Origin of the sequence: Micromonospora sp. AMSO12t (genome assembly GCF_008806585.1) — a bacterium.
Lineage (GTDB): Bacteria > Actinomycetota > Actinomycetes > Mycobacteriales > Micromonosporaceae > Micromonospora > Micromonospora reichwaldensis.
In genome coordinates this window covers 1-18,893 of record NZ_WAAS01000005.1, presented here as the reverse complement: position 1 = coordinate 18,893, position 18,893 = coordinate 1, and the positions used below count along the sequence as shown (strand labels likewise).

The following is an 18,893-nucleotide window of genomic DNA, read 5'->3' as shown; positions in this document are numbered from 1 at the left end:
GGCAGGTCGGGCTCTACCGGGCCTTCCCGGGCCGTCCGTGAGACGGTTGTGAGATCTCACGGGCGGCCCGGCTGCGGAGAAGCGCTAGAGAACGGCACCAGCGCCTCTCCGCCACCGAACACTCGAGGCACAGACCTCTCAACAGCTTGTACGACTTCCTCCCGCGCCCCCTGCTCCGACGCACGTGACTGGCGTTGGCGTTAGCGACCAAGCTGTCGATTCAGCTCCTCGAGCAGGTCGGTTATCTCGAGCCGGCTGGCGGCGGCTGGCATGATCTGCGTGGTGCCGTAGGCGAGTTCCACCAACGCCGAGCGCGCGGCGGCAAGCTCGGCCGCAGTTGCGTCGAGCTGATGCCAGGATGCGTGGACTGCTGGGACGAGGTCGTCGCGCAGGCGGACGGCAAAGGCCCGGGCCACCTCGGCGTCGGTGCCCGTGCGAGTGTTCCACTCGTCGTCTCCGAGATCTCCTAGGGCGATGTCGATGACGTCCGCCAGCAGATGGAGCATCTGCGGGTCTCCGGCGAGCCGGACGTCGGACGCGGCAACCCGGAGAGCGGTACGAACAATTGGCACGTCGTCCAGGCCGGCGTGGCACTCGCCCAGCATGAACTGGATGTTCTGGCGTTGCCAGCCACGCGCAAGTTGCAGGGCCGTCATGTCGTCGGCGCTGACGGTGTCGATGGCGGCGCCGGCCAGCAGGAGGGTAGCGATGACCCGTCGTTCGTTGCGTTCGACTGCGTGCATCAACGCGGTTCGCCCTTGCCCGTCGCGGGCGTTCACGTCGGCGCCGGCCTCAAGGAGCACGTCGGCCGCGGCGTGATCGCCTCGACGCGCCGCCACCACGATCGCTGGTGTGGCATCGGAACGCTTTTGGTTGGCGTCCGCTCCGTAGGCCAGGAGAAGTCGTAGCACCGCCGGTGCGACGGGTCGCGTCACTGCGGTGATGAGTGGTGCTTCCTCGTTCGGGACGGGGGTCGCTCCCGCTTCCAGCAGCACCCGTAGCGTCGCAAGAGCTGTTGGTGTCGGGCGGAATGCGGTGTGGGACAGGGCCTGGGTCAGCACGCTCGGCCCGGTGGCGGGTTCCGTCGTGAGCGCCCCATGGGCGATAAGAAGCAGCACCACCTCCGTGTGCGCTTCGAGTACGGCGGCGCGCAACGGCGAGGCGGTGTAGGGATCGGCGGGGCCGATGCGCGCGCCGGCGTTCACCAGCATGCCCACGATCCCCCGCCGGCCGCTGCGCGATGCCTCGGCCAGCAACGATCCTCGGAAGCGGCCAACCGGGACGTTCGGGTCCGCGCCGGTGGCCAGCGCTTGCCCGACGGCCACCTCGTCCCCAGCCTGCACGGCGTCGATCAGGCGCTGATCGGCAGCCTCGTTCATCGATCATCACCCGTCATCTCCGTGAACGCTCGCAGATGCAGCCGTGCCGCAGGGTTGCTGGCGAACCAGGCGAAGAAGTCGTTGTCCGCATCAAGGCCGGCGCGAACGGCATCACACCAGTCTTGTCGATCAAGCACGGCCAGGTACTGCTGGACGAGGTGGTCTCGCTGTTCATTCGTGCATCCGGATTGCTGCGGAGTCTTGTCCGCGAGATGGTCGGCGATGATCGCGGCGTCGACGTACCTGCTCAGGGTCGGCGTCTGCCGGTCGAGGCGAGCCACGTGCGCGGCGAGGACATGAGGCGCCGGCGGATAGTGATCGAGGGGCATGCCCATGCCACCGCAGCCCGCCATTATCTTCAACAGTCGACCGGTGTGATCGACCAGGTCATCGTCGGTCTCAGTCCCGGTGATCGCTTCGTGCAGGTGAGCTGCAGTGGCGACGCGGCCGGCGAAGTAGCCGTTGAGGTAGTCGCCGTCGCAGGCGTGGCGCAGCAGCCATCGACGCGAGGCGTATGCCCCCTGCTGGCAGAGCGCCTCGATGACGTAGACCCGTCCCCAACCGGCAACACGCTGGGCCAGCCACAACAACGCTTGTTCGCCTCCTCGGCGACGTCGCAGCCCCTCGGCGGCCAACGGCCCGAACCAATGCGACAGCAGGCCGATAGTCTGGATCAGCGGGATGTCTTCCTCCGCCCAGTCCGTGGCGAGCAGTGCCAGCCCAACAGCGGCTGAGCATCGATCGGGGCTGTGCCGCACCAGCCACCGGCCAGTCTGCCGCACCCGCTGCCGGTCCGCGCGCAGCGCCGCTGCAGCGATGTGCTCGTTGTGATGGATCGGGACGTCAGCCAGGCAGAACGCGTCGGCGAGTTCGCTCGGTGGCGCATCGGCCTTGCCGAAGTGCATGTCGAGGATGGCGGCAACGTCGACGCCGCGGAGGCGCTGATCTTTCCGGGTCTGCGGGCGCTGCCGCTGATAGCGGTGGAGCTCGTCGTCCGGATACGGCTCGCCATCACGTGGCAGGGGCGAATCCGGATCTTGCTGATGCAGGCGCAGGGCGTGTTCGAACAGGGCGGTCTGGGGTCCGAGCGATCCTGGCTCGGTCGTCACGCTCACCGGCGGACGGAGGACTCGATTCTCTCGATCATGGCCGGGATGATGCCAGCCCGGGCCGACCACGGCAAGTGATTAGGCGCTACGCCGAAACCGTGAAGTGACTACCGAGCCATGCGCAGCAATCAGCCGGCTTTGTCTAGACCTGCACCCTGGGTGCTTGAGGCCCTGGACCCGCTCACGGATGGGGAGCACCTCGGCGAGCAGGTCGCGGGCGCCGGCCCGGGTCACCCGCCTTCCCGGTCCAGTACGCATGGTCGTTGCGGGTGTCCAGGGTGTCGGGGTGCTTGACACCCTGGACCCGCTCGCGGATGGGGAGCAGCTCGGCGAGCAGGTCGCGGGCGCTGGCCGGATCACCCGCCGCCCCGATCCAGCGCGCGAGGTTGTGGCGGGTGTTCAGGGTTTCGGGGTGCTCGGCGCCCAGGACCCGCTCACGGATGGGGAGCAGCTCGGCGAGCAGGTCGCGGGCGCTGGCCGGATCACCCGCCGCCCCGATCCAGTACGCGAGGTCGTAGCGAGTAGTCACGGTGTCGGGGTGCTCGGCGCCCAGGACCCGCTCACGGATGGGGAGCACCTCGGCGAACAGGTCTCGGGCGCCGGCCGGATCACCTGCAACCCCGATCCAGTGCGCGAGGTTGTGGCGGGTGGCCAGGATTTCGGGGTGCTCGACACCCTGGACCTGCTCGTAGATGGGGAGCAGCTCGGCGAGCAGGTCGCGGGCGCCGGCCGGATCACCTGCCTTCCCGAGCCAGTACGCATGGTGGTTGCGGGTGTCCAGGGTGTCGGGGTGCTCGGCGCCCAGGACCTGCTCGTAGATGGGGAGCACCTCGGCGAACAGGTCTCGGGCGCCGGCCGGATCACCCGCCGCCCCGGTCCAGCGCGCGAGGTTGTGGCGGGTAGCCAGGATTTCGGGGTGCTCGACACCCTGGACCTGCTCGTAGATGGGGAGCAGCTCGGCGAACAGGTCTCGGGCGCTTTGGTGGAGGCCGGCTTCGCCGAGATAGCGGGCGGTTTTTTGTGTCAGGCCGCAGACGTCGATAAGTGTTTCGTCGCTGGTATCGGGGTGCGTGGTGGCTTGGCTGTGCAGGTCGGTGGTGTGCGGGGCGAGTGTCTGCCAGATGGGCCAGGTCGTGGGGTTGTCGGCGTCGAGATTGGTGGTGCTATTCAGCAGGAGGGTGATGGACACGGCGAGGTAGGTGGTGTGCCGCTGGGTGGTGTGCAGAGGTCGGCGGCTGGTGTCGCGGATGAGTGGATGCAGCCGCGCGAGGGTCACGGGTGTCGAGCGCTGGGTTTGTTCGAGGGTGACCAGTCCTACACCGGTCAGGGCTTGCAGGAGCGTGGCGAGGTGCTCACCGGTGAGATCAGGCAGGAGAGCGGTGGCGGCCAGGGTAGCCGGGTCGAGCAGGTGGGTGGGGATCGGGGCGTCGGCGAAGGTGGCCAGCAGCCGCAGCAGGGTGCGGGCCTGCGGCAGGCCTCGCCTGTCGAGTAGGTCCAGCGACAGTTCCCAGGTCCGGTCGATGGTGCGGCGCGCCTGCGCCTCGCTGAGTGCGCCCGCGGCCGGTGTCGGTGTTGGTGTTGATGTTGGTGTGTCGCCGGTGTCCAGTGCGGTGCGGTACCCGGCGAACGTCGCGGGTGAGCCGGCGACCCCGGTGCGGCGGACCTGGCTGATGGTCTGACCGGCGATACCCAGGGCCAGAGGTAGCCCGCCGAGGCGTTCGGCCAGTGCGGTGGCCTGCTCGACAGTGCCTGCGGCGGCGCCGGCGTGGTCCAGGAGCACGGCTGCGCTGTCGGCCGGGGTGAGCATCCCCACCGGATGCAGTCGGTACCAGTCGCCACGGTCCCCGCCGTCGTGATACCGGGCGGCGGGCCAGGTGGCGGGATCGCCGTCGCGGGTGGTGAGCAGCAGCAAGCCGCGGCGGTGCGGGACGGGCCGGAGCCAGCCGCGCCCGGCAGTGACCGGTTCGTCGGGTGGGGTGAGCAGCCGGGTGTCGTCGGCGTTGTCGATGACCAGCAGCCAGCGCTGCGGCAACTGGTCCAGCATTCCCCAGACCAGGTCGGGGCCGCTGCCGGTGTCGGACCAGGCGTGCTCGATATCAGCGGCGGACGCGCCCAGCTCGGCGGCGAGCTGCCGCATCCCGGTATCCAGCTGGGTGGCCGTGGCGGCCGATACCCACCACACTCGTACCCCGGCGCGAGTCAGTCGGCCCGCGACCAGCTGCGCGACGGTGGTTTTACCCGCCCCGCCCATCCCGTGCAGAATGTTGACCCGCGGCCGGTGACGACCCCGCCAGCTGTATAGGGCGGTCATCTGGTCGACCAGCCGGTCACGTCCTCGGATGTCGCGGTCGGTCACTTGCGGCGGGCGAAGCGACGCAATCGCCGGGCGGGTAGCGCCGGCTCGCCGGGGGACGAATATGTGCCGCACCGTCGCACCGAGCCCCGGCGGGTTGTCCGTGCCAGCCATGCGCTGCTGGATCACCGCTAGCAGCATCAGCAGCAGAACGGACGTGGCCACCACCGACCAGATCACCGCCGGGCTGTGCGCCCACCGCCAGGCCGGCAGCATCCCAGTCCCGATGTTGGTCGCCGCACCCAACGCCGCGGTGAGCACGACCACCACGGCTGCCATCGCGGCCAGGACCGCACCACGGCCACGCTGGCCAGGGCCGCTCACGAGCGCCCCCGCAGGCCGATGTCGCGGCCGGCTCGTTTCTGCTCCACCGGCCGCAGCTGCCACCTCCACGCCGCACGCGGAATCGCCCCGAACACCCGCGCCCGCTCACCAGCCGGATCCAACTGCTCCCGGGCACGCGCGGCCCGATGCCGCAGCCACTCCAGCACCAGCACCCCGACGACCAGCAGCACGAGCGTGCTGAACACCACCGGCCGCCACCACGGCCGATCCACCTCGACCACGTTGGTCGCCAGATTCCCGACCAAGGCCAACGCAACCGCCAGCAAGGCCGCTGACACCGGTGAAGGCGCCCGCCACCGTTCACCCATAGATCAACTCCGACAGTCGAGGGCAACCCCACCGCCGTTGTACCAGCCCTATGCCATGAGCCACCGTGAGGACCGGCCGCCGAAGATATGCCAGTGGAATGGTCGTTCTGCGCCAACATGATCACCACCGGCCCTGACCGCCCCGACCAGCTCAAAGAACATCAGCGGACGCTCGTCGACGCTCTCACCGGCGCCTGTCCACAGATGACCGCGCTGGCCGGCTTCATCGGCTCGTTCGCCGCACTCCTCACGCCCGCCGCCGGCAACGACGACCGTCTCACCGCGTGGATCGCCGAGGCCAAGACCATCGACCTGCCCCACCTGCACACGTTCACCCGCGGCCTCGGCCTGGACCGTGACGCCGTGAACGCCGCCCTGACCTACCCCTTCCACAACGGTGGCACCGAAGGCGTCAACACCAAAACCAAACTGATCAAGCGACAGATGTACGGACGCGCGGGCTTCACTCTCCTGCGACACCGCATCCTGCTCGGCTAACCAGCACCCTCCGTCACCACCGAATGTGAGACAGAGCCGAATGTGAGACAGAGCCGTTAGATCCACACTCCCGGCATCCGCCCGTAGCGGACGCTCCGCAGTGAGCTTAACGAAGTCCTCGCTGGCACGGCGCTCCGTAACGCCGTAGACCGCCCGCTAAGGGCTCTCGCCATGGTTGTCCATCATGAACGACGTGTGGAGATTAAGCCGTGTGATGCGGGTGCCGGTGGTCACCGCCGCGCACCGCGCCGAGCACGGCAGGGTCTGGGTGTTCGACCCACAGGCCATCACCCACGAACAGCAGAGCTGGTGGTGGAACCCGCTGGAAGCCGTCGGCGGGATCGAGGACGCCCAACGACTGGCCGACCACTTCGTTCAACAGATCCGCAATGGCCGCGGCGGCGACGACTTCTGGATCCTCGGCGCCTTGGACCTGCTGACCTCCCTGATCCTGGCGGCCGCGCTCGACAGGGGCACGCTCACGTCGGTGCAACGGTGGCTGTCGGACTCCACTGCCCGGGAACCCGGCGAGATCCTCCAAACCCACGGGCACGCCGCGTCCGCGCGGGCCCTGGCGGGCCGGCAGGCCGGCGCGCCAGAGACCCGCGAAGGCCTGTACGAGACGGCACGGACCGCAGCCGCCTGCTTGGCCAACCCACAGATCATGGCCTGGGTCACCCCGCCACAGCATCGGGTGTTGCCGGTCCTCGACGTGCGGGCATTCCCCGGCAGCGCAGACACCATGTACCTGCTCAGCAAGGACGGCGCCGGTAACGCCGCCCCGCTCGTCGCCGGGCTGGCCGACCAACTACTCCGGGAGGCGGTGCGCACCGCCGAGGTGCGCGGCGGTCGACTTGACCCGCCCCTGGTCGCAGTGCTGGACGAGGCGGCAAACATCTGCAAAATCCGCGACCTTCCTGACCTGTACTCGCACCTGGGCAGCCGGGGGGTGATCCCACTGACGATCCTGCAGTCCTACCGGCAGGGCGCCCGAGTGTGGGGCGACAAGGGCATGGACACCCTCTGGTCGGCGGCCACAGCGAAACTCGTGGGCGCAGGAATCGACGACGCGAAGTTCGCCGAGGACCTGTCCCGCCTCGTCGGCGACCATGACATCACCGTGGCCTCCCGCACCCGCGACGGTCGGGGCGGCACCTCCTGGCAGACGTCGGTACGGCGCCAGCGCATCCTCGACGCCGCCCAAATTCGCGCCATGCCCAAGGGCACCGCGCTACTGCTGGCCACCGGCATCCGGGCCGTCATGCTGGACCTGCGGCCCTGGTACACCGGGCCACTGGCCGCAGAGCTCGCTGCGGCGGCAACCGCCGCCGAGGCACGGATCACCACCAACGCCAACCGGAACCACCACGGGATGACGCGTCCTGAGGAGGCGACGACGTCGTGATGGCCTCCCCTGACCCAGTCCGAGCGGGCAATACCGACCGGGAGCACGATCCACGGCGACTCCTTGCCGCCAACGAAGCCGCGGTGGCCTGGTTCCGCGGCCAGCTCGCCGCCACCGAAGAGCCGCGCCGCTACCTGACCAGCCGCGCCCTGGGCACCCTGGTCGACAGGGAATGGCCCTGGCGGGTTGGCTACGCGCCACGGACCTGGTCGGCCTTGACCGATCACTTGAGGGGAATGGACTTCTCTCCCGAGGACCTCGTAGTCGCGGGGCTTTCCAAGCCCACCCGCGACAACCCGGACCGGTTGATCGATGTGTTCCGCGACCGGATCATCTTTCCCATCCGCGATCCCGACGGACACGTCGCGGCGTTCATCGGCCGTGCCAGCGACCGATCCCTCACCGCCGACCCGCAGCTGCCCAAGTACCTCAACACCCATGAGTCGCCCCTCTACCACAAGGACAAGCTGCTCTTCGGCGTGGCCGAGCAGCAGGACCGCATCCGGGCCGGCTGGCAGCCCGTACTCGTCGAGGGCCCGGCGGACACGATCGCCATCTGGCTCTCGTACTCCCGCTCCGGCCTTCCCGGGGCGGTCGCGGTCGCACCGTGTGGCACGGCCTTCGGCGCAGCCCAGGCGGCCATCCTCCGTTCGATGCCTGGATGCCGCGACGCGATCGTGGTGGCCTTCGACGCCGACCCGGCCGGACGCAGGGCCGCCGACACCGCGTTCGACCTGCTACGACAGCCGGGCGCGCAGGGCAGGCTGCTCGCCGCCGAGTTCGCGACCGGCGCCGACCCGGCCGACCTGCTCGCCCGGCCCAACGGTCGCGCGCAGCTGCGCGCCGCGCTGCGACACCAGACCCGGCCGCTGCTCTTCGCCGTCGTCGACCACCACCTCGACCGCCTGCTCGGCCGCAGCCCGCAGCTGCTCGACGACATCGGGGGCCGCTACGAGGCGGCGCGGATCCTCTCACCCCGGGTGCTCGACGCGGCAGGCCCTGGTGAGGCGTACCGGTTGGCGCAGCACATCGTCGAGAGGACCCGGATCGCCGAGCGGTCCCACGACGGTATCGGCACGGTGATGGCCTACGCCGCAGACGGTCTACTGCGCCAGATCGGTCATTTCCCCGCAGGACTCGACAGCGGCTCCGCCGACTCAAACGTTGGTCGCCCCCGCCCGAGCGCGGTTCCACCGCTGCGATCCGTACCCACCGCTCCTCGGGCACTTGCCGACCCCTCTCGGCCTGGGCCCGCGTATATCAGTCAGCGCGGCCCACGCCAGCAGCGCCGCATAGCATGAATGAGGACGATGCTCGATTCAGCACGAGGGCTCTGCTTGCGCTGCATCCGCAGTTGCCGAACCTGGCCCACCAGGACGCCCATGACTGGCCCCACGGAGATCCGATCTCAACGAGCCGAGTCATGTCGCGTAACGGGAGGAGCGACCGGCGCCGACCGCCTGAATGCCCGCTCATGCCGATGACAGGAAGTTCAGAAATCGACGACCATGCATTTGCATGCCCATTCGAACTCTGTTGGCTCTATGGGGCGCCGTTGGTGAGCAGGAGGTAGAAGACCTCACCTTGGTGGAAGAACGTTGCGGTGTCGGCCGACTCGCAGCCTTCGAAGTACGCGGGCTGGTACGGCTCGTCGGCGTGCTCGTCCATGCCCCGCAGGAAGTCCGGCCGTACGGTGCAGAACTCCCACGGTGTTTCGGTCCCCGACCGCCGGTCCGGCTCGACGGGACCAAGGCCGCCTCCGGAGTCGAACACGTGCCGGAGGAACTCCCCGGCCAGGTCTCGCGCGCGGTTCTCGTCGAGGTGGCGGCGGTAGGGGCTGCAGGCGCTGGTGAGCATCCATCGCAGGCGGGCGGCCATGCCGGCGCCGTCGAGTGGGCTGAGGGTCAGTCGGAACCCGTCGCGGACCAGCGACCCCGGGGCGCCCGCAGCCGGGATCGGCGCCGCTGCGGTCGGCTCATACGGCATTTCGTGGAACATCCACCAGCCGCGCGCCCGGTCCGCGGTGAGCATCATCTCGTGGAACAAAGGGGCGCGAAGGAAGTCGGACAGGATCGCTGCCCGGTTGCCCGGTTGTACCGGGACGTCGGCGCGGACCTTGAGCATAAGCGTATTGCTGTTCATGACCTCGTCCACGGCGTCGAGGAACGCCTCGATCGCCGGGTGGTTGAGGTCAGCGAGCAACGAATCCATGAAGCGAGCTTCCATGGTCTCGGCACCGTCTGTCACCCGGGTGAGACGGGCACAACGCCCATCCGCTGTTGCCGCGTACGGCGCTGCGCGGAGCGTGATGCCCTCGGATGCTGCAGTGCTCACCCGGCGTTCGGCCAGGTTCTAGGAACGGCGGGATAAGAGCCTGGTAAATAAGGGTTTCAGGTGTGTTGGTGGCGGGCGAGGCGGCGGGCCATGACGATGATCATGGCCCATTGGACCATCGCGGCGTGGTGGCCGGGTAGCCGTTCGTAGTCGCGGATGGTGCGTCGGCACCGGTTGATCCACGAGAAGGTGCGCTCGACCGCCCATCTGCGGTGTAGGACGACGAAGGTGGTCTGTCCGGCGAGTTTGGCGACGATCTGCACGGTCAGGGTGAGGTGGGTGGCGGCCCAGGTGACGAGTTTGCCGGCGTAGCCGCTGTCGGTCCAGGTCAGCTGGATGGTGGGGAAGCATGCGTGTAGCGCCCACAGCAGGGGTCCGGCACCGTCACGCTCTTGGACGTTGCCGCCGGTGACCAGGACCGCAAGGAGCAGTCCGCAGGTGTCCACGGCGATGTGCCGTTTGCGGCCGTTGACCTTCTTCCCCGCGTCGTAGCCGCGGCTGGGGCGGCCGACGGTCTCCGCGGCGCGTACCGACTAAGAGTCGACCAGCGCGGCCGTCGGTTGCCGGTTACGTTCCTCGATCTGCTCACGTACCTGTTCTCGCAGGCTGTTGTGCATGCGGTGCAGCGTTCCGTCGGCGGTCCAGGTCTTGAGTATTGGTAGACGAGCTTGTGGTGGGGAAAGTCGGCCGGTAGCGCGTCCCACTGGCAGCTGGTGCGGTCGAGATAGCGGATGGCGTCCACGATGTCGCGGCGTGGGTAGATGATCGGCGGGCCACGTCCGGTGCCGGCCGGGACGTACGGGGCGAGGACGGCCCATTCGGCGTCGCTGGTGTCGGACGGGTAGTGCCGTGGCCGGGCGGTGGGCAGGTGAGCATCGAGGGTGGCCGGGGTGGTGGATGCGGCGACACCGGCGACAAGGTATACAGACAGGGTTGGGCCTTCGGTCGTGCTGGTTTGTCGCCTTTGCTCGTACCGGAGGCCTTTCCCTATGTCACGCAGCCACGCCGACGCCGTCACGGTTGTCGATCTGCACCGACCCCGCCGGCCTCCCGAAACCCTTATTTACCAGGCTCTTACTCCCAGAACTCATTAGGACGGGCGCGGGCCCGCGGTCCGCCACGCTCACCGAGGTGGGCGTCTGCGGATTTTCGCCGACCCGGCGTCCGGCAGATCGCTGCCCGCAGGTGACACAGGATTACACGGCCAAGTGGATTCCAGCCGGCGTGTTTGACGACACCGCGCTGGTGAAGGTCCGGTCACCGGCGAATCTTCCGGGGCGTGATCATGAGGGTCAGGCCGTCGAGTAGTCGTTCGAGGCCGAAGGCGAACAGTGACTCGAGATCGAGCTCCGTGCCCGGTTCCGTGATCTGGGCGATCAGCGGCCCCTCGATGGGGAGCCGGGTTTTGATCCACTGCTCGCTCGTCATCCCCGTGTCCAGCTCAGCACCAGCCTCGCTCTCGATGTTCACCGCCGTCCCTCGCACGTAGTTGACCATCGTGGCGTAGACGTGAAGCCGTGTGCGCGGGTCCAGGTCGAGGCCGTCAAGCGCGCGCAGGGTCCACAGTGCGTACGCCAGCAGGCCCGGCAGCGTGGCCGGCCGGGTGATGGACACGAGCCGTGGCAGCCAGCGATGGCGCTGGTAGGTCGCCCACTGCAGCTGAGCGGCCACCCGCAGGTGGGAACGCCATTCCGGCGGCGGCTCCGGATACTTGATCTCGGCGAATGCGGCGTCGGCAATCAATTGGGTGAGCTCGGCCTTGGCGTCGAGATACCGGTAGAGGGTCATGGTGGCGACCCCGAGCTTGGCCGCCACCGCCCGCATGGACAGGGCGGCCAAGCCGTCGGCGTCGGCGATCTCCATTGCCACGCGGACGACTCGGTCGCGTTCGAGACCGCCGGCCGAACGCGAGGGCAGTCTCCGGCGAGCGACCACGGCGCCGACCCGAGGCACGGACTCGATGGCGTCTGCCTGCTTGAGGGCGGCCAGCGCCTTGGTGGCCGTCGCCATTGCCACGCCCCACTCGCCCATGATCGCCCTGGTGGTGGGGATGGGATCGCCGGGCCGCAGCTCTCCATCGGCGATGCGCTGCTCGATGTCGGCGGCGATCTGGAGATACGGCGGTTGGAGATCGTTCACGACGTCATGCTGCCATGCCTCAGCGGTCAGGCAGCCAGTTGCCGTGCAGGCCGAGCGGCGCCGGGACCGGGAGGTGGACGCGCGCGACGGGCTCGCCCGTGAAGTCCTGGGCCGCAAGGATCACCAGGTCGCTGGCGTTGCGAAGAGGATTGTGCACGTACGTGAGTAGGTACCCCTCGTCCTCCCCATGCCCCGCGGCGGCGAACACGGCCTCCCCGACCGCCTCGTCATTCCCGAACCCGTGTACCTCGGTCGTTCCCCGTTCCAGGTCATGCTTGACCAGGGCGTTGGTGAAGGCGTCGTCCGATGGCGAGCCCTGGGGTGTGAACGGGATTCCGTACAGGGCGGTCGCGGCCGAGTAACCGTATCGGTATGGGCGGGTTGTACGCGTCTCGTTCACGCGCGGGAAGTCCTGCGGCCGGTCGTCGATGTGCCGCTGGTGGATCGCCTCCGACGTGATCGTCCAACGGTCCAGTGTGGGCCGGATCGCCCCAGGGTCGGCGGGATCGAACGGCCCCTGGGCCGTGACCAGGTCGACCACGACCGAGTCGCCGTCGTCGTAGGCGTTGAGCGTGTGACTGACATGGATCGGGTCGATGTCCAGCCAGCGCACGTCACCTCCAGTCCGCGGCATGACGCCCACCCGCGTCGGGTGCTCCGCCAACCACCGGCAGTCAAACCCGTCGAAGCCCAGCGGCGTGTCCCACAACACCACGTGGTTCTCGGTGAGGGCGAAGTCGTGCATGAATGGCGTTCGCGTCATGGGGATGGTGGTGGTCTGGACGACGCTTCCCTCGGCGTCGGTCACGATGTACTGGACGACGTCGTGACCCGGCATGTACGACAGCGAATGGAGCCCGCCGGTGAGCGGGTCGTGCTTGGAGTGCGCTCCCGCCGTGAACCCTTCCGCGGTCCCTCCCAGGGCACAAACGCCCACGGTGTTCAGCTCCTCGTCCAGCTCGGCGGGCGGCAGGCCACCCTCCGCCATGGCGAAGGTTCGCTGGGCATGCTCGATCACGTGCACCATGGGCGCGAAGCCCGGGGTCCGCACGAAGCGATTGCGGTACCACTCGGCCCGGCCTTCACGCAGCCGCACCCCGTGCACCATGCCCTGGCCCATACCCCAGATGTGCACAACGGGATCTTCCACGCCCAGCGGGTTGGGCCCGTTGCGTAGGTAGCGGCCGTTGAGCTCGGCCGGGATCCGCCCGGTAACCGGGAGATCATATGCGGTGACCTCTTCAGTGACGGACGCGAAACGGCGTTCCAGATACCTCATGTGGACACCGTACGAAAAAAGACGCCTGAGCCCTCGCCTGTAAGGGGAAATGCCACGCTGTGCACTAGTGCAAAAGCATTAGCCCTCTGGATAAGCCCTCGTGGCATCGCAGTCCGGCTACCCGGCAGACCTAACGCCGACCGCTCGTGCCGATGACAGTGCAGTGCCGACCGTCAGAAGCTGACGACCTCATGCTGGTGTCGGGCCGATCTGATTGCGCCGGGGTCGGCCGCCGCTGCGCGCGGGGTGTCGATCGGGATCCGTGGGCGCTACCGCAGTTGGTTGCGGCGGCGTGTCAGGTAGGCGGTCTCGGCGGCGTTGCCTGCCAACTCGATGGCCTTGTCGTATGCCGCGCGCGACTGCTGACTTTGGCCCAGCCTGCGCAGAAGTTCGGCGCGGGTGGCGTGGTAGGGGTGGTAGCCGGACAGCTTGTCCTCAAGACGGTCGACGGCCGCCAGTGCCACGTCCGGGCCGTCGAGTTCGGCTACTGCGATTGCCCGGTTGAGGGCGATGACCGGGGAGGGGTCGAGGCGGATGAGTTGGTCGTAGAGGGCGAGGACCTGCGACCAGTCGGTGTCGCGCATATCGCGGGCGGAGGTGTGCACGGCGTTGATCGCGGCGAAGATCTGGTAGCGACCCGGAGCCACCCCGGCGGCGGCAGCGGCGAGGCGCTCGCGCACCAGCCGATGCCCCTCGGCGATCAGCGCGGCGTCCCAGGCCCCACGGTCCTGCTCGGCCAGGGAAACCAGTTCGCCGCTGGCCGAGACCCGGGCGGTGCGGCGGGCCTCGGTGAGCAGCATCAGCGCCAGCAGCCCGGCCACCTCACCGTCGTCGGGCATGAGGGCACGGATCAGGCGGGTGAGCCGGATCGCCTCGGCGGTCAGGTCGTGACGTAGGGGATCGGTGTCGGGGCCGGTGGCCAGGTAGCCCTCGTTGAACACCAGGAACAGGACGGCAAGCACGCCAGACACGCGTGCCGGGAGATCCTCCACGGACGGCACCCGATACGGGATGCGGGCCGCCTTGATCTTGGCCTCGCGCGGGTGATCCGCCGCTCCATGGCGGTCTCCTGCACCAGGTAGGCACGGGCGATCTCGGGCACGGTCAGACCGCCGACCATGCGCAGCGCCAGCGCTACGCGGGTCTGCATCGCCAGCGCCGGGTGACAGCAGGTGAAGATCAGCCGGAGCCGATCGTCGTCGATGGTGCCGACAGGCTCGGGCGGGTCGTCGTCGTACACCATCTGAGCCTCCTTGTGCTTGTCGTCGCGCTTGTTCTCGCGTCGGATCCGGTCGATGGCCTTGCGGTTGGCGGTGGTGGTTAACCAGGCGCCGGGATTGGGCGGTACGCCGTTGGCCGGCCACCGCTCGACGGCGGTCGCGAGCTCCGGCCGCCGCCTCCTCGGCGATGTCGAGGTCACCGAACCGCCTGGAGAGGGCGCGACCACCCGGGCCCACTCCCGCGTGTGCGCCTGGGTGATCGCATCCCGGACGTCGACCACAGGGCTCCTGACAGGAACGGCCGCACCTCGAGTTTCCGGTTGCAGGCCTTCGACCCCTCGGCGGCGAGCTTGAGCGCCACGTCCAGGTCGGGGGCCTCGATGCAGGGCCGTGAAGATGCGCTGGGGGTGTCTCGCTCATCCACCGCGTCGTACGAAGCCTGCCACCGAGGCCGGCAGTTCGTCCTGCGGCATGTCCTCGTAGCCAGGACGGGCGAAATCAAAACAAGAGCACGACGCGGTCGCTGGAGCCGTAGTTCCACGCCTCATGCGTGACGGTGTCGTCGAAGACAAAGGTCTTGCCTTCGCGCCACTGCCGGGTCTCGTCGCCCACTCGCAGTGCGCAGTCCTCAGGCACGACCAGCCCGAGATGCGCGCGGTAAACGGTCGTAACCCACCCCTGATGTGGCTTGATCTGGGTGCCAGGAGCCATCCGAGAAAACCCAGCGGTCGTCAGGCGAGGAACCTTCGTCAACGCGGAGGCAGTGTTCGGGCAAGCTTCGAGCGCCTCCTCAATCCGTTCCCCGAAGGCGACAAGCCCGTACACGCTCCAGCCCTGGCCGTACATCTCGCGTTGCACCCACGGCTGATAGGTCTTCCGCGGCAGAGCAAGGCACTCATCCCGGATGGCCTCCCACCGTGCCCGAAGATCGGCCAGGAAGGGAAAATGCCGCTGATCCAGGAACATGAGAGACCATGATGCACCAACGACGGATGATGCGGGCTACGGCGCCGCCTCGTGACGATCGTGGCCCTCGTACGCACCTCCAGCGGTAGACGCACGCTCATGCCGCTGACGGTGCCGCAGTCTGTTCCAGGCCCAGGGCGCGTTGGACGTCTTGTCGCATCTGCAGCCGGTTAGCAGTTCGGCTAGGTTGGCCACGTGGATGTCCAGGTGCTGGAAGGTTCGTTCGTCGAGGTGCCGACTGCCGAGGGCGAGGGCGCGGGAATGGACCGCCGCGCATTCGGCGAGTTCGTCGGGCCTCGCGGCGAGTTGGCCTCGTACGCGTTCGGCTGGACCACGCGGTCGCAGCCCCACGTCGCCCGACTGTCGATCGGGATCGGTGCCGGCAATCCAGGTGGCGGCACGGTCCACGCCGTCGTGTTCCAGCACCAGGACGGTCATGCGTTCTCACTCATCGACGAGCCGTTCGAGCGGGTACCACAGGGCGGCCCGGATTTGACCGCAGATCAGGCTCGATCCCATGAGGATCTGCCGTTCGTGTGGTGGGTTGCGGACCACGTCATGCGGCATGATCGACGCGCGTGGTGGATGCGGCACTGGCTGGTGGGCACCACGTGCATCCAGACCATCGAGGTCTTCGAGCGTCGCGAACCTGTTCTGCTGGTGAGCAACGAGGTTGACGACGGGCTCTGGCAACTTATCGGCGCCACGGACGCGGACAGCAGCACCGGCAGGATCGGACACCTCCACCACGTCGTGGACGAAGATCCGACCTTGATCGACGTTCTCGACCTGCCGCCGGGAAGTAGCGCACAACGCGCCCGCCGCGGAGAACCTTGGACCGGCCACCCGACCACCCAGCCTGAGCCGATCGCGTAAGGGCTTCCCTGACCGGCGGCAGGCTCGGCGAGACGAATGCACACGCACTACTTTGCCGCGATCCGCGCGTCACGTAACGTGAGCGCGGTCGGCACGCCGGCAGGCGCCCGGAACTGCCGATGAGGGGACGCTGGTGAGGTTGCTTTTCCGTAACTCGGTTGCGTGCTTGGCCCCCTTCCTGGAGGGATGGGCCGTGTGGTGACTGAGATTCGTCCTGTCGAGCGTCACGAGGTTGTCGAGTATTTGCGGGCGCTGCCGTTCGCAAACGGGCTACCGAGCTGGGAGCCGTACCCCGCAGCGTGGCACGGCGGCGCGGAGGCTTGGCCGTGTCCGCGTCCGCCAGCGACTCGCGAGCAGCTGGAGTCGTGGGCTGATGAGTTGATGAAGGACGAAACCTTCCGACCACAAGCGGCGATCGTGAACGGCAAGGTGGTGGGGGCCACGGCGATGCTGTCGCTCCAGGTGACAGCTCCAGGGCTGCGCGTGGTGCCCATGGGTGGCGTCACCGGCACCGGCGTCATCGCCACTCATCGGCGGCAAGGCCTGCTGCGGGGCATGATGCAGGCGATGTTCACCGATGCCCTTGAGCGTGGTGAGGCGATCGCCGAGCTCAGCGCGAGCGAGGGCAGCATCTATGGGCGGTTTGGGTTCTCCCCAGCGACGCTGCGCACCCGTTGGGAGATGGAACGCTCGGCCGCCCGGCTTGTCGACGCCGATCCTGACCTGGGAAGCCTGGAGTTGGTCGATGCAGCGACAGCGCGGGAGGTGTGGCCCGGGATCTTTGACAGGGTGCGACGGGCACGGGTCGGCGAGATCGCGGCACCCAAGGGCCGCTGGGCGGGCCTGTCCGATGAGGCCAATGGCACCGACGGGCCGCTGCGATTCCTTATCCACCGCGACGCGGCAGGGCAGGTGGATGGCATCGCGAACTATCGCCTGCCGTGGTCGACAAACCCCGATGGGGTCGGCGTGCTGGTGGTCGAAGCGCTGGAGGCGCTCACCGATGAGGCCTACCGAGCCATGTGGTCCCTGCTGCTTGACTTCGACCTCACGCGCAAAGTCGTCGCCCCGGCCCGACCGGCCGACGAGCCTCTGCGCTGGATGCTACGCAACCCGCGGGCCATGCGCGTCACGCGGCAGTCGGACAACCTCTGGGTACGAGTCCTCGACCTTCCCAAAGCCCTGACCAGCCGCGGCTACGACACCGACGGTTACCTCAGGATCACCGTCGAGAAAGACCCAGAGTGCCCCCACAACATCGGTACGTGGGAACTTGAGATCAGCAAAGGTGAAGCCGAATGTCGGCGCGTTGATGGCGCCACGGACCTGACCCTGGACATACAGGCACTCGGATCGCTCTACCTCGGGGGGATGTCCGCCGCCGCCCTGGCTCGCGCCGGCAAGATCCGCCCACAAGAAGCGGATGCCCTGGCCACCCTTTCACGACTCTTCCGCACCGATCCCGAGCCTTTCAACTCGATCGGATTCTGAACCGATGGTGCATCCGCTCATGCCGCTGACCGCGCGACTTTGCCGATGAAAGCGCGCCGTCGCGGATACTGACCCGGTGTTCACCTTGCCGCACCCCCCGTCAGGACTGACCAAGGCGACCTGGACCGACGCCGACTTCCCGGGCATGGGATGGCATGACTGCCGGGTCCATGCCGTGAGCATCCGCGAGTACGCGGATGGCACCCTTCCGCCCGCCAGGATGCTGCTGGACCTCGACTACATCGTGTGGTGGGTGCAACCTGCAGGACGAGACCGAAACTTCACCTTCTGGATCGCGCCCGCGACGCTCGTGTTCGAACGGGCGTGGAACATCGACGGCAGACTCGGCCCGCTTCACGAAGTCATGGAGATCGCCGACGTTCACCGGCTTGATTCCCCAGACAGCAACCCGGAACCGTTGTGGCACATCGAGGGTCAGAACTTCGAGTTCCGCCTCCGAGCGGTTGGCTACACCCAGTACCTGCGGTTGCCGCCGCAACACGTCCCCCGGCAGGCACTCACCTCCACCGAGCGCGCCGGGATGAGCTTCGCCGAGCAGTCCTTCGCATGACAACGGTGCACGGATCTGCCGCTGACCGCGCGTCACGGGTGGCAGCCGCCGTCCAAGGGTGGCGGGTGCGCGGTCGTGCCGATGACAGCGCACTGGGATCTGGTCGGAGTTCATAGTGGCGGCGGGCGGGCTTGGCGTGGTTCAGTGCTCGTCCTGGATCCACGCGCACACCGCGGCCCGCTCCGCCTCCGACAACTCCATCCGAGCGTTGACCGTCAGCCGCAGCACGTTACCGGCGAACTCCGAGGCGAGGTTCGCCGCGTCGTGTCGTGCTTCCCGCCACTCGACCCCGCTGTACTTCAGACCGATGAGCACAAAGTGGATCGCGCTCCTCGTGACCGTGTGTCCCCGCCGGCCGCACGCCTCACGGATCACCTCCTCCGCCTGCGCCTGTGGTAAGGCGGGGTTGGCGCGGCCCTCTTCGGCGATCGACCGGAACAGTGCCTGGTAGGCGTCTGTGCCGATCAGCGGTGCTCCGACGACCCGGCTCACCCGTTCGGCGATCTCCGGCGCGCTCGCGGGCTGGACCAGCTCATGCCTGGCCGGGTCGAGCAGCCAGCCGGGGTGGCGCGGCTCCAGCACCAGAGTGTCGCTCTGGATCGCCGCGACGAACTGCTTGA

Annotated in this window: 14 protein-coding genes and 4 pseudogenes; 6 read left to right on the top strand and 12 right to left on the bottom strand. The window is 68.2% G+C overall.

The genetic code is table 11. From position 1 onward, the window contains the following. Positions 1–200: 200 nt before the first annotated feature. The 4 genes from F6X68_RS01455 to F6X68_RS01440 form a co-directional block, all read right to left on the bottom strand. Positions 201–1,379: an ankyrin repeat domain-containing protein gene (locus tag F6X68_RS01455; RefSeq protein WP_151452518.1), complete on the bottom strand. Its 1,179-nt coding sequence runs from the start codon at positions 1,377–1,379 to the stop codon at positions 201–203. Then, positions 1,376–2,494 (bottom strand): hypothetical protein, encoded by a 1,119-nt coding sequence (locus F6X68_RS01450; protein WP_225851897.1) that lies wholly within the window; start codon positions 2,492–2,494, stop codon positions 1,376–1,378. Before F6X68_RS01450 ends, F6X68_RS01455 begins: the two co-directional genes overlap by 4 nt. A gap of 175 nt (positions 2,495–2,669) precedes the next feature. Beyond that, positions 2,670–5,120: a tetratricopeptide repeat protein gene (locus F6X68_RS01445; RefSeq protein WP_151452517.1), complete on the bottom strand. Its 2,451-nt coding sequence runs from the start codon at positions 5,118–5,120 to the stop codon at positions 2,670–2,672. A 41-nt stretch (positions 5,121–5,161) separates the two neighbouring features. Further along, positions 5,162–5,398 (bottom strand): hypothetical protein, encoded by a 237-nt coding sequence (locus tag F6X68_RS01440; protein ID WP_151452516.1) that lies wholly within the window; start codon positions 5,396–5,398, stop codon positions 5,162–5,164. Positions 5,399–5,671: 273 nt separating this feature from the next. On the opposite strand from F6X68_RS01440, the pseudogene F6X68_RS01435 reads away from it, so the two are divergent. The 3 genes and pseudogenes from F6X68_RS01435 to F6X68_RS01425 all read left to right on the top strand — a co-directional run. After that, positions 5,672–5,992 (top strand): annotated as a pseudogene (locus F6X68_RS01435) (transposase); the annotation flags it as partial. A 184-nt stretch (positions 5,993–6,176) separates the two neighbouring features. Continuing rightward, the gene (locus F6X68_RS01430; RefSeq protein WP_151452515.1) at positions 6,177–7,397 is read left to right on the top strand and encodes a type IV secretory system conjugative DNA transfer family protein; all 1,221 of its coding nucleotides are present in this window, start codon (positions 6,177–6,179) and stop codon (positions 7,395–7,397) included. Beyond that, positions 7,397–8,698 (top strand): toprim domain-containing protein, encoded by a 1,302-nt coding sequence (locus F6X68_RS01425; RefSeq protein ID WP_151452514.1) that lies wholly within the window; start codon positions 7,397–7,399, stop codon positions 8,696–8,698. The genes F6X68_RS01430 and F6X68_RS01425 overlap by 1 nt, the downstream gene beginning before the upstream one ends. 241 nt (positions 8,699–8,939) lie before the next feature. Here F6X68_RS01425 and F6X68_RS01420 read toward each other — a convergent pair whose 3' ends face one another. From F6X68_RS01420 to F6X68_RS01395, 7 genes and pseudogenes are all read right to left on the bottom strand, one after another. Further along, positions 8,940–9,731: a hypothetical protein gene (locus tag F6X68_RS01420; protein ID WP_151452513.1), complete on the bottom strand. Its 792-nt coding sequence runs from the start codon at positions 9,729–9,731 to the stop codon at positions 8,940–8,942. 56 nt (positions 9,732–9,787) lie between these two features. Next, positions 9,788–10,246 (bottom strand): annotated as a pseudogene (locus tag F6X68_RS33925) (transposase); the annotation flags it as partial. Positions 10,247–10,392: 146 nt separating this feature from the next. Continuing rightward, positions 10,393–10,749, bottom strand: a pseudogene (locus tag F6X68_RS34760) (transposase); the annotation flags it as partial. 239 nt (positions 10,750–10,988) lie between these two features. Next, a complete protein-coding gene (locus F6X68_RS01410) occupies positions 10,989–11,870 on the bottom strand; it encodes a GntR family transcriptional regulator (protein WP_151452512.1) in 882 nt (293 codons plus the stop codon). Positions 11,871–11,889: 19 nt separating this feature from the next. Next, a complete protein-coding gene (locus F6X68_RS01405; RefSeq protein WP_151452511.1) occupies positions 11,890–13,149 on the bottom strand; it encodes a carotenoid oxygenase family protein in 1,260 nt (419 codons plus the stop codon). A gap of 269 nt (positions 13,150–13,418) precedes the next feature. Beyond that, positions 13,419–14,650: pseudogene (locus tag F6X68_RS01400) on the bottom strand (RNA polymerase sigma factor). A 217-nt stretch (positions 14,651–14,867) separates the two neighbouring features. Next, positions 14,868–15,335, bottom strand: coding sequence for an aspartyl/asparaginyl beta-hydroxylase domain-containing protein (locus tag F6X68_RS01395; protein ID WP_225851896.1), 468 nt, complete (start codon positions 15,333–15,335; stop codon positions 14,868–14,870). A 195-nt stretch (positions 15,336–15,530) separates the two neighbouring features. Here F6X68_RS01395 and F6X68_RS01390 point away from each other — a divergent pair, with 195 nt between their 5' ends. The 3 genes from F6X68_RS01390 (at position 15,531) to F6X68_RS01380 (ending at position 18,273) form a co-directional block, all read left to right on the top strand. After that, positions 15,531–16,211 carry a hypothetical protein gene (locus F6X68_RS01390; RefSeq protein ID WP_151452510.1) on the top strand — a complete coding sequence of 227 codons (681 nt, stop codon included), beginning with the start codon at positions 15,531–15,533 and terminating at the stop codon, positions 16,209–16,211. A gap of 381 nt (positions 16,212–16,592) precedes the next feature. Beyond that, complete coding sequence (locus F6X68_RS01385; RefSeq protein WP_225851895.1) at positions 16,593–17,702, top strand: GNAT family N-acetyltransferase; 1,110 nt, start codon at positions 16,593–16,595, stop codon at positions 17,700–17,702. Positions 17,703–17,778: 76 nt separating this feature from the next. Further along, the gene (locus F6X68_RS01380) at positions 17,779–18,273 is read left to right on the top strand and encodes a hypothetical protein (RefSeq protein ID WP_151452508.1); all 495 of its coding nucleotides are present in this window, start codon (positions 17,779–17,781) and stop codon (positions 18,271–18,273) included. A 141-nt stretch (positions 18,274–18,414) separates the two neighbouring features. Here F6X68_RS01380 and F6X68_RS33355 read toward each other — a convergent pair. Beyond that, on the bottom strand, positions 18,415–18,893 hold a 479-nt coding region (locus F6X68_RS33355; protein ID WP_225851894.1), incomplete at its 5' end, for a hypothetical protein.

Bases quoted from the DNA above. Each gene is read 5' to 3' on its own strand.
- F6X68_RS01455 (WP_151452518.1), bottom strand. From the start codon at position 1,379: ATGAACGAGGCTGCCGATCAGCGCCTGATCGACGCCGTGCAGGCTGGG.
- F6X68_RS01445 (WP_151452517.1), bottom strand. From the start codon at position 5,120: ATGGCAGCCGTGGTGGTCGTGCTCACCGCGGCGTTGGGTGCGGCGACC.
- F6X68_RS01430 (WP_151452515.1), top strand. From the start codon at position 6,177: ATGAACGACGTGTGGAGATTAAGCCGTGTGATGCGGGTGCCGGTGGTC.
- F6X68_RS01425 (WP_151452514.1), top strand. From the start codon at position 7,397: ATGGCCTCCCCTGACCCAGTCCGAGCGGGCAATACCGACCGGGAGCAC.
- F6X68_RS01405 (WP_151452511.1), bottom strand. From the start codon at position 13,149: ATGAGGTATCTGGAACGCCGTTTCGCGTCCGTCACTGAAGAGGTCACC.
- F6X68_RS01395 (WP_225851896.1), bottom strand. From the start codon at position 15,335: ATGTTCCTGGATCAGCGGCATTTTCCCTTCCTGGCCGATCTTCGGGCA.
- F6X68_RS01385 (WP_225851895.1), top strand. From the start codon at position 16,593: ATGAAGGACGAAACCTTCCGACCACAAGCGGCGATCGTGAACGGCAAG.